This is a genomic window from Pseudomonas sp. GW821-FHT04D07 (genome assembly GCF_059420225.1).
This window is the reverse complement of sequence record NZ_JBWKTH010000005.1, coordinates 54,885-72,278: the sequence shown is the minus strand read 5'-3', so window position 1 is coordinate 72,278 and position 17,394 is coordinate 54,885. Positions and strand designations below refer to the sequence as shown.

The following is a 17,394-nucleotide window of genomic DNA, read 5'->3' as shown; positions in this document are numbered from 1 at the left end:
ACGCTTGAACACGATATTGGAACCTGGACAGATCGAGGCTTCGGCCAGTTCGCCACCGTTTCTGCACCTGCCACCCTCGACGCTGTTCGCCTTGCGCGCGGCCCGGCTGGAACAGTTGGCGGTGGGGCACCCGTTGGCCGAGTACATCGGCTTGGTGGCCGGGCTTTGCCGAGTGCAGCAGCAACTGCTGGACCAGCCGCCGACCGCCACGCTTCCGGACCTTGAGCGCCAGCGGCTGTGCCTGGAACACGGCCTGCCACCGCTGACCGCCGACAGCCTGGTACGCGAAGATCTTTGGCTGCCTTGGCTCGACGCCTTGCTCGCGAGCTACACGAGCACGACGCCCGCTGTGCGACAGGCCATCAGCACTTTGCAGGACAGCCGAGCCGGACAGCGCAAGGTCTGGGCACTGGCGTTGCTCGGGGGCGAGTACGCCGGTTTGCCTGCAGCACTGGTGCCGTTTCTCGGCGCCGCCTTGCAGGTGGCCTGGAGCCATTGGTTACTGAGCGTGCCGAACCTTGCGCTGAAGCCTTGCGAGAGCCTGAGCCAATGCCCGGCCTGTGGTTCGCCGGCGATGGCCGGGGTGATCCGGCACCGGGGTAAGTTCAACGGCCTGCGTTACCTGGTGTGTTCGTTGTGCGCCTGCGAATGGCATGTGGTGCGGGTCAAATGCATCTATTGCGAACAGAGCAAGGGGCTCAAATACTTGAGCCTGGGAGATGACGGCCATGCGGCTGGACATGCGCCGTTGCGGGCGGAAATCTGCCCTGGCTGCAACAGCTATCTCAAGCTGCTGTATTTGGAAGAGGACGCCGAAGCCGAGGCGCTGTCGGCTGATATCACCAGCCTGGCGCTGGATATTCGCCTGGATCAGGAAGGTTACCTGCGTCAGGCACCGAACCTGTTGCTGGCACCTGGCGGCGATTGAACCGTCATCATTTCTCCCCTTGTAGGAGCGAGCTTGCTCGCGATGAACGTCAACGATAACACGGGAAACCTGATGCCCCGCGGTGCCTGGGCTACCATCGCGAGCAAGCTCGCTCCTACAGAGGGCGGCGGCGTAGGTCAGAGATAGGCGTCTACACTCAGGTTTCCGCATCGCGCCTTCAGGAAACCGCTGATGTCCTCGAACCTTGCCGCTGTCCCGCCACGCCTGCCTTCCATCGATAGCCTGTTGCGTGACCCCGCCTGCCAGCCTCTGTTCGAGCGTTACGGTCGCGATGCCTTGCTGGCGGCCCTGCGGAATCTGCTCGATGAACTACGCGAACCGGCCCGTTCGGGCCAACTCAGCGCCGCCGAACTGACCCTGCCAGTCCTCGCGGGCAGGGCCGGCGAGCGCCTGTTCAACCAGCACCGCAGCCGTGTGCAACGGCTGTTCAACCTGACCGGCACGGTGCTGCACACCAACCTCGGCCGGGCGCTGCTACCCGAAGAAGCCATAGACGCCATGCAAATCGCCGCCCGTTACCCGCTCAACCTCGAATTCGACCTGCACAGCGGCAAGCGCGGCGACCGTGACGACCTGATCGAGGGCCTGATTCGCGAACTGACCGGCGCCGAAGCCGTCACCGTGGTCAACAACAATGCCGCCGCCGTGCTGCTGGCCCTCAACAGCCTCGGGCAACGCAAGGAAGGCATTATCTCCCGCGGCGAATTGATCGAGATCGGCGGGGCCTTTCGGATTCCCGACATCATGGCCCGCGCCGGTGTCCGCCTGCATGAAGTGGGCACCACCAATCGCACCCATGCCCGTGACTACGAAGCCGCCATCGGTCCGCGCAGTGGCCTGTTGATGCGCGTGCACGCCAGCAACTACAACATCCAGGGTTTCACCGCCCAGGTAGCCACCGCCGAGTTGGCCCGGATTGCCCATCGGCATGGCTTGCCGTTGCTCGAGGACCTGGGCAGCGGCAGCCTGCTGGACCTCACTCGCTGGGGCCTGCCCGCCGAACCCACGGTGCGTCAGGCGCTGGAAGACGGAGCCGATATTGTCACCTTCAGCGGCGACAAGTTGCTCGGCGGACCCCAGGCCGGGTTGATTGTCGGGCGCAAGGAACTGATCGCCAAGATCAAGAAGAATCCGCTGAAACGGGCGCTGCGGGTCGACAAGTTGACCCTTGCCGCGCTGGAGGCGGTGCTGGGGTTGTACCGTAACCCGGATCGATTGGCTGAGCGCTTGCCCAGTTTGCGTCTGCTGACCCGGCCCCAGGCCGAGATACTTGCCCAGGCTGAACGTCTGCGTCCGCTGTTGGCCGGGGTATTGGGGGAGGGCTGGAGCGTCACGGCGATGCCGGCGCTGGGTATGATCGGCAGCGGCAGCCAACCGGTGGCGCGGCTGCCCAGCGCGGCCTTGTGCCTGCGAGCCAATACTTCGAAACGCCTGCGCGGACGCAGTTTGCATGGGCTGGAGGCAGCGTTGCGGGGCTTGCCGATTCCGGTGTTGGGGCGTATCGATGACGACGCCTTGTGGCTGGATCTGCGTCAGCTGGATGATGAGGCGGTCTGGGTGGCGCAGCTTGCGGGGTTGAGCCTTGAGAACGCGTCATCGTTCATCGCGAGCAAGCTTGCTCCTACGAAAAGCGGGGCGGGGACTCCTGAGAGCGGGCCGCAGGGGAGTCAGGCGGGGTGATCGTCGGCACGGCGGGACATATCGACCATGGCAAGACGAGCCTGCTCCAGGCGCTGACCGGCCAGGCCGGCGACAAGCGCCGGGAGGAGCGTGAGCGCGGTATCACCATCGACCTGGGTTACCTCTATGCGCCACTGGAGCACGGCGCCGCGCTTACCGGCTTTATCGATGTGCCCGGCCATGAGCGGTTTATCCATAACATGCTGGCCGGTGCCCAGGGAATCGACCTGGTGCTGTTGGTGGTGGCCGCCGATGACGGAGTGATGCCCCAGACCCGCGAGCACCTGGCGATCGTCCAATTGCTGGGTATACCCCGGGCATTGGTGGCCATCAGCAAATGCGACCGGGTGGACCCGGCGCGCAGAGCTCAGGTGCACGCCGAGATTCAGGCGTTGTTGGCATCCGGGCCTTATGCGCAGGCGCCGCGTGTCGAGGTTTCCAGTGTCAGCGGCGAAGGCATCGAAACACTGCGCCTGGCTTTGCTCCAGGCTCAAGGCGAAGTTCGCCAGCGTAGTGACGAAGGCGGCTTTCGCCTGGCGATCGACCGGGCCTTCAATGTGCCGGGCAGTGGCATTGTGGTCACGGGCACGGCCTTGTCCGGTCATGTCGGTACGGGCGACGTCCTGGCGTTGGGCCCCGCCGGCAAAACCGTGCGGGTTCGCGGCCTGCACGCGCAGAACCAGCCGGGGAGCGAGGCCTTTGCCGGGCAACGGGTAGCGCTGAACCTGAGTGCCGAGCGCCTGGTGCTCGAGCAGATTCATCGCGGCCACTGGTTACAGGCCGAGTGGCTGCATGCGCCGACCCAGCGAGTGGACATCGAGCTGCAACTGCTCGCCAGTGAAACCCGCCGGTTCGAACACTTCAGCCCGGTCCATATTCATTTGGGCACCCAGGATGTGCCGGGGCGGGTGGCCTTGCTCGATGTCACGCAACTGGCGCCGGGAGGACGGGCCTTTGCCCAATTGTTGACCCAGGCGCCCTTGCAGGCGGTGCATGGCGATCGTCTGGTGCTGCGCGATCAAAGCGCACAACGAACCCTCGGCGGCGGTCGGGTGCTGGATCCCTTTGCGCCGACTCGCCAGCGGCGCAGTTCCGAGCGCCTGGCGCAGTTACAGGCCTTGGCGCAGGCGCAGAGCCTGGAGGCGGTGTTGCCGACATTGCTCGCCGGCAGCGCTGGCGGTCTTGATCCACAACGGCTGGAGCGCCAGTTCAATCGACCGCGCGACAACTGGAAGCTGCCTGCCGATATCAGTGTGATCTCCACGCGACAAGGCTCGCGGCTGTTCAGCAGTGCCGGTTGGCAAGCCCAGAAGGATGCCTTGCTCGCGCAACTGGCGCGCTTTCACAGCCTGGAGCCCGATCAACTGGGGCCGGACCGTGACCGTTTGCGACGCTTTGCCGCCTTGGCACTGGAGCGGCCGGTATTTATCAGCCTGCTGGACGCCTTGCTCGACAACGCCACGATTGTCGCGAGCGGACCCTGGCTGCATTTGCCTGACCATCAGGTACGTTTGAGCGAAGACGACGAGGGTTTATGGCAACAGCTTCAACCGCTGCTGGAGCAGGGCGCAATCGATCCTCCGTGGGTACGCGCCCTGGCGTTGTCGACCGGGCAGGATGAAGACGCCGTACGCTTGCTGTTGCGCAAACTGGCCAGGCTGGGGCAGGTGTACCAAGTGGTGCACGACCGTTTTTACACGGAAGCGGCAGTCCGGCAATTGGCGGCTATGCTGGTGCAATTGGCGGCGGATAATCCGACGGTACAGGTGATCGCCTTTCGTGATCGGCTGGGCTTGGGGCGTAAACGCTGCATACAGATATTGGAGTTTTTCGATCGTATCGGCCTGACCCGGCGTGTTGGCAACTTGCGCTTCATTCGTGCCGATAGCGCGCTGGCGAACCCGCGGAACTGAGCACACCACCCCCCCTGTAGGAGCTGGCTTGCCAGCGATAGCGATGTAACATTCACCACCGTCATCGCTGGCAAGCCAGCTCCACATTAGGGGGTCGGCGTTTTCATAAAGATTTCATGGTCGCAAGATCAATGGAAGGCAATCGCGCCCGGTGGCGCGGCCGGGCTTCAAACCCGGTTGGGGACGGCATCCGTTCCCGGGCAGGTTCGACTCCGGCTGCCTTCCGCCAATTCTTTCACTTGTTGTCCGAGCCGCGTCATACTCCGGGTAGACGACTCTACCGACAACCCCCAGCAGGACGGACTCGCCCATCGACAGGCCCTCTCTCAACGCACAGCAACTGGTTGCCGCCTTGAACCTGGAACCTCATGTGGAAGGCGGCTACTACCGGCGAACCTTTCAGGCCGATGATCGAGCCATGCTCGCCACCGCCGGCGGCGAGCGCTACCTGCTGACCTCCATCTATTACCTGCTGACCGAAACCGCTCCCATCGGCCATTTTCACCTGAATCGCGCCGATATCCTGCACTACTACCATCTGGGCGATGCCATCGAGTACAGCCTCGTTTTTCCGGATGGCACTTTGCAAACCGTGATCATGGGCAACGACGTCCGCGCCGGCCAATGCCTGCAACTGCATGTTCCTGGCGGTGTCTGGAAAGCCTCACGGCTGTTACCGGGATCCACGGCCTACGGGTTGATCAGCGAGGCCGTATTCCCCGGTTTCGACTTTGCCGACATGACCCTGGGTCGACAACAGGAGCTCGCCGCGCGTTTTCCCGAACATGCCCAGTTGTTTGAATCGTTGGCACACCCATGAACACCACATTCGGTTAGATCTGCAGCGACCGCCAAGCCGCTTCGGCCAGCTCAATCCGGAAGGTCGCGGGGCGACTCTGGACTCTGGCGCGGCAGCCGATGTGCCATTTTGTCGCACCACCCGCCACAGTGACGGTGGTACATTCTGCGCCCATGAAACCCATCCCGCCCCTTCGACCCTCCGGTCGCCGCCGCACCGGTGCCTGGCTCAGCCTGCTGGCCATGCTGCTGGTCTTTGCCGGCCCGCTGATCGGACAGGGACTAAGCCTGGCCCCCGGTGCCGGTCCGTCGAGCGAAGATATCTGCGGCGCGGTGCCCGGCCTGAGCGTGACCGCGCCGCGGGATTCCGGCTCGGCGGATCAGCACGGGACGATGCTCTGGGAGAAATGCGGTTATTGCTCGCTGCTGTTCCAGCACCCGGCCCTGAACGACTCCCATGCCCTGGCGCCTCGCCTGGCCCTGTCCCCGACCAGCTTTGCGCACAACCACTTCACCCCCGAGCAAGCCTCGGCCGCGGTTTTTCCGGGGGCCCGCTCGCGCGCACCGCCTCAGGCCAGCGCCTGATCCGCCGCACCGATCATTGTCGAGACGGCCTGCCGCCGATAAGCCCTGACGCCCGCTGAGGCGCGTCAATGGGCATTTATCCGCCAGCACAAGGCCGCGACATCGCTCCCTACGAAGGACTACAGAACATGAATGAATTGCTGACTCGCCGCCAGGTGGTTGCCGGCCTTGGCTTGCTCGGCCTCGGCGCGCTGACCGGCTGCGACAGCTCCAACGGCCTGTCGTACAAATACGGCAAGGACCTGAGCGACGAGATCCTCGGACGGACCTTCAAACTGAAGGACACTGCCGGCAACGTCAAAACGCTGTCCAGTTACCGCGGCATGATGCCAATGGTATTTTTCGGCTTCACCCAGTGCCCGGCCGTCTGTCCGACCGCGTTGGCCAGGGCGGTGCAGGCCAAGAAACTGATGGGGGTGGACGGTGACCGATTGCAGGTGATCTTCATCACCCTGGACCCGGAACGCGATACGCCCAAGGTGCTCGATGCCTATGTAAAGGCCTTCGACCCGAGCTTTGTCGCACTTTACGGCAGCCTGGAAGAAACCGCCGCCACCGCCAAGGAATTCAAGGTGTTCTACGAAAAGATCCCCAGCGGCTCGACCTACACACTGTCCCATTCGGCGACCAGTTTCGTCTATGACACGCGGGGCGTACTGCGCCTGGGGCTGTCGCCATCGCTGTCGGCCAAACAGTGCGCCGAGGATCTGCTCACGGTGATGGAAGTCTGCTGATGAATATTCGAGCTTATAAGGTTGCGACCATGAAACCCTTGAACGTCCTGATGTTTTCCCTGCTTGCGCTGCTGAGTGTCCCGAGCTTTGCCCAAACCAGCGTGGACGACGCCTGGGTGCGCGCCACCGTGCCCGGCCAACCGTCGACCGGGGCTTTTATGCGGATCACCTCCAGTGATGAAGCCAAGCTGCTGGAAGCGAAATCGCCGGTGGCCAAGATCGTGCAGATCCACCAGTCGAAGATGGACAACGACGTGATGAGCATGCAGCCGGTGGCGTTCGTGCCATTGCCGGCGGGCAAGACCGTGGCCATCGAGCCCGAGGGTTATCATGTGATGCTGATCGACTTGGTGGGGCAGGTAAAGGAGGGCGATGAAGTGCCGCTGACCCTGGTGGTGGAAAACGCCAAGGGCATCAAGGAGTCGATCGAGGTCAAAGCCCATGCACGGGCGTTGAACAGCATGGCCGATCACGGCGACATGCACTGAAGCCACGCGATTTAAAACTGTAGAAACTGGCTTGCCGGCGATAGCGTTTTTCAAGCGACAGCGATGTCGACCGGCAGATCGAATCGCCGGCAAGCCGGCTCCCACAATGACCGCGCAAGACCATTCTTGTTTAAGGCAAGACCCCGAGCAATCTCCAGATCCGCTGGATATCGGGGTCGGCCTTGATCAGTTCCCCAAGCAACTCCGGCAGCTCCATGTTCCCCCAATCCACCGCACGGTTGATCAGGTAGGGGACCGGGCTGTGGGGCTCGACCCGTTTCAGATAGTCGGAAATAACTTTTAACTGTCGATAGGCGGCCTGGCGTGACTCTGGCGCCGACAGCGGCAGCGGGGCCGTTGTGGTGGCAGGCTCCTCGATCGTCGGTTCAGCGGGCAGGCTGACTGGCACAGGCAACGGTTCCGGGTGCATGGCGATAAACTCCCGCAAGGCTTGAACGTGTAGATCCAGGATGTTTTGCAAGGCGGCAAGGCTCGGCGCGTCCTCACCCAGTTGGCTGTCACCCCAGCGGTTCAGTCGTTCGACACCCTGCAAACAGCCATTGAGCAACTGTAACCGCGCGTCGAGCTGATCCAGCGGAACCCGCAGCACCGCCTCGCGCCAGTCACGCAACAGGTCCTGCGACTCCTGCGCCAGGGCCTTTGCCTTGCGCTCCTCGCTCTTGTTCAGCCGCTGTTTCTGCGCCCGCATCCACTGTTCCAGCGTCAGGTTTTCGAAGCCGCGCGCCGCGGTGCCCAGCAAGGGCACACGGATATTCAGCAACAGGCTGTACTGGCGAACCAGCAAGGCCAGTGGCGATGCCAGCCAACTGGCGTCGTCACCCCGAGGGTAGAGTGCCAGGCCATAACGCTCACATAGCCCAACTACCAGTTCCAGCGCTACACACAAACCGGGCAATTGATAACGCTGCAACCAAGCCTCTCCTAGCCAGGTCGCCACCAGCAAGTCCTTGCTCTGCTGACTCAGCAGCTCGCTGGCCAGGTTTTCCACTGTCGACCAGTCCGCGCGTTTCAGGTCGGCCTGCCAGACCCCGGTGGGCAGGCTGCCATCGTCTTCGCGACGGGCCTCGCGCAATACGTCGATCTCGGGTGCCGAGCGCAAGCTGATACCGGCCTGATCGGCGCCGGGCAGGGGCTCGATCAGGCCCGGTAAACGCAGGCGCAGCTGATCGAGGGAGGGGGTGTCGATAGTCATTGTTGGCTCTCGGTACTGGCCACTGGCAACGGGAAGACCGACCCATAGGGCGAGGCCGGCACGCGCGTCGGCAGCGCGCTGAGGGTCAGCGGCTGCTTGCCTCCGACCGCCTTGAGCGACAGGCGTAGGAACATCAGCGCGTTGGCATTGCCCGGCAGTGGCGAGCGCAACGGTAGTTGCAGCGCCAGCGGCCGGTCACCCGCCTCCTGGGTCGCAAAGTGATTGCCGGCCTGGTTGGCGTGGATAAAGCGCAACAAGGCCCAGGTGCCTTCGTATGACCAACTGGCTTGCAAGTCGGCCACGGCCAGCGCCGGTTGTTTCGGATCGTCCTGTGGACGTTGGCTGCTGCCCTTGGCCCAGCGCAGAGCCAGGCGGACCGGTTCGCCGACGGTCCAATTGGCGTGGCTGAGATTTTCCGCCGGATAGCCGACTTCCCGTGGGCCGGTGGCCAGGTTCCAGTCAATCACCTGGTCGGCGCCACGTTCTTCCTCGCGGTCGGTGCGCCAACGCACCTCCAGGTCCAGACCCCGCACGCCATCCTTGTCACGCAGCAGCAACGGCCCGAGCCAGGCCCGGGCATTTTGCAGGTTGAACAGGAACTCGGCGGCCGCGGACGATTGTGGCGAACGGTTGTTCTCCAGGCCGCTGAAGGCGCTGGGTAGATTCTTGTCGATCAGGTCGAGGAACTCGCGGACCCGGTCGGGGTTGGCATCAACCGGTGTATCGTCGCCGCTGAAGGGGAAACGCCCGGCCAGGTAGGTACTGAAGTAATCGCCCAGGCGCTTCCAGGCCACCGCGGCAGTGTAATTCTGCAAATTGTCGCAGCGTTGCCGCGCCCGCTCATGGGCGCTGCGGGCAAGCAGGGCGATATTGCCTTGTCCCATCGGCAGGATCGAATCCGACAGGGTCTTGGCGCAGTTGCCCAGGTCCATGTCGTTGAAATCGCGCAGGACCATCTGCTGGTATTGCAACGGCGAGCTGGCCGGGTTCTGGTCGTTGTACTTCTTGAGTTCGGCACTCATGTCGACAAAGCTGTCGAGACTTCCATCGTCGCTGGCCGAGAGTCGATCACGTTGCTGATCGAGCCACTCGATAGCCGGACGCGCGGTGGCCAACGAATCGCCGATCAAGGTGAACTGCCGATTCAAGTCCAGTTTCAAGGCCTGCGGATCACTTTCCCGGAAGCTGCGCAGCGACAGGTTGCGGGTGCCGTCCCATTGGCTGAAGTCGATGGGCTGACGAAACAACGGCAGTGCATCGATCTCGGCGATGGCGCGATGCAGGTCGTTCAGCGCGCGGGTATTCAACTCCTGGCGCAGCGCTTCGGTCTGGCGCGTGTCGGCAATGTCGCTGAACACTTGCAGCACTTGCAGGGCCTTGTCGGCGGGCAGGTTGAAGGTCGTGCCGCGATCGACGCCCGCAGGCTTGCCGGTGCTCAGGCTGGAGACGTTGTTCAGGCTTTGCCACATGGCGGCGGCGGTCGCCGAGCGGGCGGCGCTGATCATGGCCTTGCGGTAGGGCGCCGGCAGTTCCGCCACGCTCTGTTGCAGCCAGAGCTGGTAGCTGTCGTGATAGTGCAGCGCCGCATCCAGTTTACCGCCGTCCAGCTCGCGCAACCCCTGGCCGCTCAGCGGTGGTGCATCGTCCTGGTTCAGGGCCATCTGACTGAAATCCTGGTGCAGCAGCGCCGCGACCACCTGTCCGAGCTTGTCGACGTTACTTTGCAGCTCCAGGGCACCGCCGCTCTGTTGCCGTAAAATGCCCTGTTCCTCGTCGCCCTGTTCCAGCCAGCGGTCGTGGAAGGTCCGTTTCGAGCTGTCGGCATAACGCTCGACCTGGTCGACGGCGCCGCTACCGATCAATGCACTTTGCCGGGCTTTTTCGAGCCCTTCCTGATAACCGGGCGCCAATTGCGCGCCGTTGCCCTGACTCCAGGCCGCATTGGTCAAGGCCAATAACTGGCGCAACCGGGCGATGGAGGCATCCAGCTCTTCAAGCTCGGCGAGGCTGTTGCGCTGGCCTCCCTGCAAGGCTCGCAATTGGCTGTTCAAGGCACCGGCAGTGGCGCTGAAGTCGGAACTGGCGAACAGGCTGTCGAGCCATAGGCTCATGGCATCGACGTAGCGCTTGGCAATCTGCGGCTTGAGCGGGTCCAGTTGCACGGGGCTGGCCAGCGGCACTTCTGTGGTGGCCAGCAGGTTGTTGTAGTCATCGCTCAGCGGCAGGCCCTTGGTCTGGAAATTGAATCCGAACAACTCGTTGGCCAGGGCGATGGTATCGTCCAGCGGGCGTTGGTCGCCTTGCAGGCTCTGGGCGAAGCGTTTGTTGTGCTGCTCCACCGCCAGGGCCTGGTCGAGCACCTGCATGGCTTGGCGATAGGCCTCTTCATTGTTGCTGCTGCCGGCCCTGGGGCGCGTCGCCACGCGAGGTGCAATCAGGGTATTGATCTCGTCCTGCAATTTGCCCTTGAGCGGCGAGAACAATTGCACCCGGGCCCGGACACGCAGCTCCTGCGCCAGTTGCTGGTCCAGCGAGGAGAGCCAGGAACCAGGCAGGAGCGAGGTGCGCATATGCCAACGTGGCGCGGCCTGGAGCAAGCGCCAGAAGCTGGCGATGCGTTCGCGCGCGGCATCGTCGTCGAGGGTCACCGGGTTATGCACCTGGTCATCGTGCAGCAGGCCGTTCAACTGCGTCGCGGCGTCGCTACGGCCGTGCCAGGTCCAGAGCATGCCGATCACCCAGACCAGGCCGATCACGCCCACGGCCAGGGCCACCAGTCGCTGCCAGCGTTGACGCAATTGCAGGATGCGCGTGATCGGCTGGGCCAGTCCTTGTTCGGCGATGATCCGTTGCCGCCACAGACGTGGTGTGAACAGCGGTGGTGCGAGGATCGGTGCCGAGCCCTCGGCAAAGGGCTCGTCATCGGCCGCCGGCGCGGCGGGACCCGCCTGGGCACTGAAATACAGGCCGCGCAAACGTGGCGCTTCACCCATGGCGTTGCCCTGGAATATCGGGTCACACAAGGAGCGCAGGGGGTCATGCAGCGCTTGTAATTGCCGGGGCAGCAAGTACAACTCAGCGTCCACCTGGCCACGCAGCGTACCGATTTCCACCAGCAAGTCGGCCAAGGTCTGTTCGACCAGACCCAGGCCCTGGTTGATCCAGTCCGGATGCCAAGGGATTTGCGCCGAGTAGGGCGAGGTCCAGCCGAACGGCGCGTCCTTCGCCGCTGTCGGCAGCACCTCCAGCAGTTTACTGGTGCCGGGCAGGCTCTCGAAGCCACTCAGGAGCATATACACCGGCAGGCTCAGACCGAGACGCTGCTGCAAGTCGATAAACTTGCGCCGCACCGCCAGGCCGACCGCGGCGGTATCCTGATCGGGCGCCAACTGGTCGAGGTCGCAGAGCCAGATAATGCCGTCCGCCGGCCGATTGGCCCGGGCTTGCAGCAGCAGTTCCAGAAGCTGACGCCAGAGCTTGAGCTGCACGCTGGCACGCTCGCCATGGCTGAACAGGGCAGGGGGTACCACCAGGACCGCACCGTCGGGGCCGTACCACCAACGGCCGAACCAGGCCGGTTGCGCCGTGCTGGTCAGTCCCCAGCCGCTGAGCAGTGCCTCTATCTGCGGCGCATCGCCGAGCATCAGCAACCACGGCGTCTCATAACGGTCGTGCACGCCCAGCGCCTGCTCCCACTCGCTCACCGCGGCATAGAAGCTGCGATTGGCGCCGTTCAATCGCGCGGAATACTTCCACAGCAGCGCCACGACCACCACCAGCAGGAGCAGGCCCGCGAGTATTTCACCCAGGTAAGCCATCAGCGCTTGAGCTCCGTGACCAGTGTTTGCCGATCCTGCTCAAGAGCAGGCTGCACCCGGTATTGAATGTTCCACCAGAACGCCTGGCTGAGGCCGAGCAACAGCAAGAAGCCCAGCCCCAGCGCCAGGCCCAGCCGGTAACCGTCGGGCAGGCTGCGGCGTACGGGCAGTTGTTGCGGTGCGATGGCGCTCGGACGTTGCAGTTGCAAGGCAATGTCGTTGGCTGTCGCGCTGCGTTGGCGGATGAACGTGAACAGGCTGCGCCGCCATTTTTCGTGCAAGGCCGGGCCGCTGCCGTTGCGCAGTCGGCCCTGGAAGCCGAGGATCAGGCAGTACAGGTAGACGCTGCCCAGGTCACGCAGGGCCGGGTCACGGGTTTCCAGGAGTTTCTTGATGGCGACCGGAATCCGGTCGCCCGCCGAACGGGTGCCGAACATCCGGGTCTCCATCGGCAGGTCCTGCCAGCTGGATTGTCCCGGCCAGTCTTCGAACAACAGGTGTTCGTCGACCAGCCCGACGAAAGCGAAGAGTGTCGCCTTGGCTTGCTGGCCCTGGGCATCACCGACAGCGGCGAAGGTGCTGCGCCATAGCCGTCGAGCAATCTGACTGACTTGCTCGGCCACTTGCGCAACCTGCACCTTGGCCTCCGTGGTATGGGGCAGGGCCAGCCAGAACACCAGCCATTCATTCCAGGCCCGGTTGAAGGCGCTGCTCAGGGGCGCGGCCTCGAAGGTGTCGAGCGTCGGCAGTGGGTCATTATCCAGCATCGCTCATCAATCCCTGATCAGGTTCAGTCCCGCGTGGTGTCGAATATCATGATTTCAACCGGCTCGACCCTGGCGCTACCAGGTGGCATGTACAGGCACAGATCGGCATCGGGGGTGAACCCATCACCTCCGGCCTGCAAGGTGAACAGGCGAATATCCTCGGCAACGCCGTAGGCAACCTGATCGTTGCGTCCCAGTACGTTGAACGCCAACCCATGGGAGCGCTGCTGGATCAGGGGCGGCAATTGTGCCCTTGAAGCCCTGAATGCGTTTTGCAACCAATCCCCTGCCGCCTGTGGCGTAGCGCCGGAAGGCATGCGCAGGCCGATGACCAACTGTTGGACCGGCGTCTGGCGGTCCAGCAGGGCGATGGAGAAATGCTTGTCCTTGTAGTCGAAGCTGCGTCGAGTGTAGCTCGCGCGAATGTTGTTGAGCTGGCCTTCGATCCAGTCAAGCACCTGAGTGAAGCCGGACAGCATATCTTCGAATAGCAAGGGACTGAAACGGGGTAGGGGTTCCTCCGGCTGCAACCCGTATAGAGCGCCAACCAGACCGGTCAATTGCAGGTACAGCGCCATCGGCGAAGCCACACCGGTATCCAGCGTGGCCTGCAATTCCGGCAGCCGGGCCCCGATCGCCACCAGTTGCCCACGCAGTTCGACACCCTCCAGGGTCTTGCCGGCGTCCTGTGCCAGGCGCCAGCGGCCTTTAAGGAAATCGCATTTACTTCGAGCCAGCAGGCACACCTTGCTGATCCTCTCGCCGATCATCGAATCGGGGAGCAGCACAGGGCAGGGCGCAACGTAGTCCAGCTGGCTGAACACACCACCCGAATGGTTGATACGCAACAGGGGCAGGCGGATCGAGTCGGTGAGTTGGTTCTCCGTGACCAGCCGCACGGTGGGACGCCAGATACACACTGGGTCAGACGTCGGAGCGTCGCTGCCGTTCAGGTCCACGGCGTGGATATGGAGGGAATGCAGTCGGCCACTGATCTTGCCCAGCAGTCCGGAACGCCACAACGGATCGACCGCCAGGTAAACCATGACGGTGCTCTGCTGCTGGAAATCATCGGCGCTCAGTTTGAGTTCAAGTGGGTAGTACTCCTTGTCCTTGACCGAATCGAGATCGATTACCAAACCATCGGGCATCACAGCCTCGAGTGCCTTGATGGTGATCTTGCCGCTGTCCAGCACCTCCAGTTCGATGTATTGCACGCCCCAGTACCAGGGCCTGGCATTGGCAGCGAGCCGGGCACTTACGCCCTCGGCACGCAGACTCTGCAACTGGAAATGTTGTGGCAGCAGGTGCATGCCCTCACTCCAGCAGATCGCATCCGGTATTGCATCCGGTATAGCGCGCATCCTTCACTCCTAAGCCTTCCTGGAATACGGTTTTCACTGGCCTTGGGCATCGAGCAGGCGCATCTCGCGGGCGCCGACCTTGAGCCAAATATCCGGTTGTTTGTCGAGCAGCAATCGGTGTGCGCCAGGTGTACTGTAGCCTGCGAACAGCAACAGTCCTTCAGCCTTTTCACCTTGCAGGGGATTGTTGGCGAACGTCATCAGTTGCCCGGGAACCACCTCCAGGCTCCAGACGTTGAAACCCTGGGGGAAGTCGCGACGCATCTGCTCACGCTGGGCAAACCACTGGTTGGCCGGCGTACCCTTGAGACGCTCCAGCAGTTGCGGATCGGCGACAGCGACAAAATCCAGGGGCAGTGGCGTGTCGCTGTTGGCTTTGGGCTCAACATCGACTATGACTTTCTGCAGGGCGACCTTCGGCGCAAACAAGCTGCAACCACTTATCTGAAATAGCATGAAAAAAGCTAGCGCACAGAGGCTACCGAGGAACTTAATTCGCTTCATAGGATTCAAATATAGGTTTTGCCAGATATTTCTTGCTTGTCTTATAGACCTCTTCTAAGGTTTTGGACAGTCGATTTTCCTACAGAAAATTCGCACTCAAGCCGTCGGAAAAGGTTTATACCACCAGGAGCGCGTTGCCGTTCGGTAGGCGCGCCAGAAGGAGAAGGGCATGGCCGCTAATCAGGAAAGCAAGCAAAAGTACTTGGGTCGTAACCGCCCGCCGCGTGTGCAAATTACTTATGACGTCGAGATCGGTAACGCCTTCACCAAAGAAGAGCTGCCGCTGGTGGTGGGCATCCTCTCCGACCTCTCGGGCAACAACCAGTCGAAGACCGCCGACCCACTGGCTTCGCGCGGGTTTGTCGAGATCGACCGGGACAGCTTCGATACGGTGCTGAGCCGGATCAACCCGCAGCAAAAATTCAAGGTAGCGAATCTCATCGATCCAAACAGCGACGGTCTGTGGGCCGCGCTGTCTTTCAAGAGCATCGACGATTTCAGCCCGGAAAATATCGTTTCCCAGATTGATGGGCTGAAGGACCTCTACAACAAGCGTCAGAAGCTGCAGGATCTGCTGATCAAGCTCGACGGCAATGACGATCTGGACCAGAGCCTGATTGCCAGGCTGCACGATGACGCCGCGGTTCTGGCCTTCAAGAACGACCTGCAAAAGGCCCTCGCTGCGCCAGTAACGGCCCCCGCGGCCGATGTCGATCCTGCCAAGGCTGACCCTGCAACGGTTGTGGATCCGGTTAAAGCTGATCCGGCGGCGATTGTCGACCCGGTCAAGACCGACCCCGCAGCGCCTCCTGTGGACCCGAACAATCCCGTGCCCCCTGCGCCGGTTGTCGACCCTGCCAAATCCTAGTTGATCAGCTCCCCTCCATGGAGGAACCGCGATGCCTACCAATGACCCAGCTTTGACGCCCACAACTACACCGGCAGCGGACGCGCCCGCACCCACGGCCGATCAAACAGCTCAAACCCCACTGCTTGAGAGTATCGTCCAGGCGATGATTCTGGGTGCCAAGGATGGCGTCCAGAAGAAGTATGCCCAGCAGATGCTCAGCGTCTTCGCCGACGAAGTGGGCGAAAAAAACGTCCAGGCCGACAAGAACATGCTGACCACCATCAGCAAACGGATCGCCGATCTCGACACGCTGATCAACGCCCAGCTCAACCTGGTGCTCCACGACCCGTCGTTCCAGGCCCTGGAAGCGTCCTGGCGTGGTTTGCACCAACTGGTGATGAACACCGAAACAGGCGAGTCCCTGAAATTGCGCCTGCTCAACGTCACCAAGGACGAATTGCAGAAGGACCTGGAGAAGGCCATCGACTTCGACCAGAGCGTACTGTTCAAAAAGGTCTACGAGGAAGAGTACGGCACCCTCGGCGGCAGCCCGTTCAGCCTGCTGATGGGCGACTACGAGTTCGGTCGCAACAGTGTCGATGTGAAGATGCTCACCAATCTGTCGGGTGTTGCGGCGGCGGCCCATGCGCCGTTTATCACGGCGGCCAGTCCGAAGCTGTTCGACCTCAAGACCTTCGCTGACCTGGGCGTGCCCCGCGACCTGAGCAAGGTCTTCGAAAGCGGCGCACTGATCGAGTGGAACGCGTTTCGCAAGACCGAGGACTCGCGCTATGTCGCCATGGTCCTGCCGCATTACCTGTCACGCCTGCCGTACGACCCGCTGAACAATCCGGTACCGGGGATGTCGACCTTTGTCGAGGACGTCAACACCACCGATGGGGCCGCGGCAGCAGCGGCGGCTATTGCAGCCGTTTCGGCGGCCAAAGCCTCTGGTGTGCAGCCTGAAAGCGCCGATGTCGATGCGCAGAAGATGGTCGAGCCCGACTCGGATAAGTTCCTCTGGGGCAACGCCGCCTGGCTGCTGACCCAGCGCATCACCGACGCCTTTGCGCATTACCGCTGGTGCGCCGCGATTCGCGGAACGGAAGGCGGTGGTACGGTCAGCGATTTGCCGGTGTACCAGTTCAATACCCAGGTCGGCGACCTGGCGATCAAGTGCCCCACCGAAGTGGCGATCACCGATCGCCGGGAAAAGGAACTCGATTCGCTGGGCTTCATCGCCCTGTGCCATCGCAAGAACAGCAATGTCGCGGTGTTTTTCGGTGGCCAGACCACCAACAAACCGCAGACCTACAACACCTTCGAGGCCAACGCGAACGCACGGATCTCCGGCATGCTGCCGTACATCCTGGCGGCCTCGCGCTTTGCCCATTACCTGAAGGTGATCTTGCGCGACAAGGTCGGCAGCTTCGCGACTCGCGACAACGTGCAGACCTACCTCAACAACTGGATCGCCGACTACGTGCTGATCAACGACAACGCCCCTCAGGAAATCAAGGCGCAGTACCCACTGCGTGAAGCCCGGGTGGATGTCAGCGATGTGCCTGGACGTCCCGGCAGCTACACCGCCACGGTGTTCTTGCGACCGCACTTCCAGCTCGAGGAGCTGACGGCTTCGATCCGCCTGGTCGCCGCGTTGCCGGCACCTGCCGCGGCCTGATCCATGCCATGCAGCCCGCCGTGACCCGGCGGGCCCTCCATTTCTGCTAG

At 62.6% G+C, this 17,394-nt stretch carries 12 protein-coding genes, 1 tRNA gene and 2 pseudogenes; 10 read left to right on the top strand and 5 right to left on the bottom strand.

The features are described 5' to 3' along the window. Nucleotides 1–4 precede the first annotated feature (4 nt). The 8 genes and pseudogenes from fdhE to AC07T0_RS09075 all read left to right on the top strand — a co-directional run bounded on the left by fdhE (nt 5) and on the right by AC07T0_RS09075 (nt 7,147). Complete coding sequence (fdhE, locus tag AC07T0_RS09110) at nt 5–928, top strand: formate dehydrogenase accessory protein FdhE (protein WP_495000850.1); 924 nt, start codon at nt 5–7, stop codon at nt 926–928. A gap of 192 nt (nt 929–1,120) precedes the next feature. Further along, a pseudogene (selA, locus tag AC07T0_RS09105) lies at nt 1,121–2,536 on the top strand (L-seryl-tRNA(Sec) selenium transferase); the annotation flags it as partial. A gap of 89 nt (nt 2,537–2,625) precedes the next feature. Beyond that, the gene (gene selB / locus AC07T0_RS09100) at nt 2,626–4,542 is read left to right on the top strand and encodes a selenocysteine-specific translation elongation factor (protein WP_495000849.1); all 1,917 of its coding nucleotides are present in this window, start codon (nt 2,626–2,628) and stop codon (nt 4,540–4,542) included. 133 nt (nt 4,543–4,675) lie between these two features. Beyond that, nucleotides 4,676–4,771: transfer RNA gene (locus tag AC07T0_RS09095), tRNA-Sec, on the top strand. An 81-nt stretch (nt 4,772–4,852) separates the two neighbouring features. After that, complete coding sequence (locus AC07T0_RS09090; protein ID WP_495001023.1) at nt 4,853–5,362, top strand: cupin domain-containing protein; 510 nt, start codon at nt 4,853–4,855, stop codon at nt 5,360–5,362. Nucleotides 5,363–5,514: 152 nt separating this feature from the next. Beyond that, nucleotides 5,515–5,925, top strand: coding sequence for a DUF2946 domain-containing protein (locus tag AC07T0_RS09085; RefSeq protein WP_495000848.1), 411 nt, complete (start codon nt 5,515–5,517; stop codon nt 5,923–5,925). Nucleotides 5,926–6,053: 128 nt separating this feature from the next. Next, a complete protein-coding gene (locus AC07T0_RS09080) occupies nt 6,054–6,659 on the top strand; it encodes an SCO family protein (RefSeq protein ID WP_495000847.1) in 606 nt (201 codons plus the stop codon). Nucleotides 6,660–6,688: 29 nt separating this feature from the next. Beyond that, entirely contained in the window at nt 6,689–7,147 is a 459-nt protein-coding gene (locus AC07T0_RS09075; RefSeq protein ID WP_495000846.1) for a copper chaperone PCu(A)C, read from the top strand. Between the two features lie 130 nt (nt 7,148–7,277). Here the strand turns inward: AC07T0_RS09075 and tssA are convergent, their stop codons facing one another. The 5 genes from tssA to AC07T0_RS09050 are packed head-to-tail and all read right to left on the bottom strand — an operon-like array spanning nt 7,278 to nt 14,765. Beyond that, entirely contained in the window at nt 7,278–8,360 is a 1,083-nt protein-coding gene (tssA, locus tag AC07T0_RS09070) for a type VI secretion system protein TssA (RefSeq protein WP_495000845.1), read from the bottom strand. Then, on the bottom strand, nt 8,357–12,178 hold the full coding sequence (locus AC07T0_RS09065) for a type VI secretion system protein (RefSeq protein ID WP_495000844.1): 3,822 nt from the start codon (nt 12,176–12,178) through the stop codon (nt 8,357–8,359). Before AC07T0_RS09065 ends, tssA begins: the two co-directional genes overlap by 4 nt. Next, nucleotides 12,178–12,945 (bottom strand): DotU family type IV/VI secretion system protein, encoded by a 768-nt coding sequence (locus tag AC07T0_RS09060; RefSeq protein ID WP_495000843.1) that lies wholly within the window; start codon nt 12,943–12,945, stop codon nt 12,178–12,180. Before AC07T0_RS09060 ends, AC07T0_RS09065 begins: the two co-directional genes overlap by 1 nt. 23 nt (nt 12,946–12,968) lie before the next feature. After that, nucleotides 12,969–14,309 carry a type VI secretion system baseplate subunit TssK gene (gene tssK, locus AC07T0_RS09055; protein ID WP_495000842.1) on the bottom strand — a complete coding sequence of 447 codons (1,341 nt, stop codon included), beginning with the start codon at nt 14,307–14,309 and terminating at the stop codon, nt 12,969–12,971. Between the two features lie 33 nt (nt 14,310–14,342). Then, on the bottom strand, nt 14,343–14,765 hold the full coding sequence (locus AC07T0_RS09050; RefSeq protein WP_495000841.1) for a type VI secretion protein: 423 nt from the start codon (nt 14,763–14,765) through the stop codon (nt 14,343–14,345). A gap of 217 nt (nt 14,766–14,982) precedes the next feature. On the opposite strand from AC07T0_RS09050, the pseudogene tssB reads away from it, so the two are divergent. Continuing rightward, nucleotides 14,983–15,549: pseudogene (gene tssB, locus AC07T0_RS09045) on the top strand (type VI secretion system contractile sheath small subunit); the annotation flags it as partial. A 163-nt stretch (nt 15,550–15,712) separates the two neighbouring features. Next, the gene (tssC, locus tag AC07T0_RS09040; RefSeq protein WP_495000840.1) at nt 15,713–17,344 is read left to right on the top strand and encodes a type VI secretion system contractile sheath large subunit; all 1,632 of its coding nucleotides are present in this window, start codon (nt 15,713–15,715) and stop codon (nt 17,342–17,344) included. The last annotated feature ends 50 nt before the right edge of the window (nt 17,345–17,394 follow it).

Bases quoted from the DNA above. Each gene is read 5' to 3' on its own strand.
- AC07T0_RS09075 (WP_495000846.1), top strand. From the start codon at position 6,689: ATGAAACCCTTGAACGTCCTGATGTTTTCCCTGCTTGCGCTGCTGAGT.
- tssC (WP_495000840.1), top strand. From the start codon at position 15,713: ATGCCTACCAATGACCCAGCTTTGACGCCCACAACTACACCGGCAGCG.
- tssA (WP_495000845.1), bottom strand. From the start codon at position 8,360: ATGACTATCGACACCCCCTCCCTCGATCAGCTGCGCCTGCGTTTACCG.
- AC07T0_RS09085 (WP_495000848.1), top strand. From the start codon at position 5,515: ATGAAACCCATCCCGCCCCTTCGACCCTCCGGTCGCCGCCGCACCGGT.
- AC07T0_RS09065 (WP_495000844.1), bottom strand. From the start codon at position 12,178: ATGGCTTACCTGGGTGAAATACTCGCGGGCCTGCTCCTGCTGGTGGTG.
- tssK (WP_495000842.1), bottom strand. From the start codon at position 14,309: ATGCGCGCTATACCGGATGCAATACCGGATGCGATCTGCTGGAGTGAG.
- AC07T0_RS09050 (WP_495000841.1), bottom strand. From the start codon at position 14,765: ATGCTATTTCAGATAAGTGGTTGCAGCTTGTTTGCGCCGAAGGTCGCC.
- AC07T0_RS09060 (WP_495000843.1), bottom strand. From the start codon at position 12,945: ATGCTGGATAATGACCCACTGCCGACGCTCGACACCTTCGAGGCCGCG.
- AC07T0_RS09080 (WP_495000847.1), top strand. From the start codon at position 6,054: ATGAATGAATTGCTGACTCGCCGCCAGGTGGTTGCCGGCCTTGGCTTG.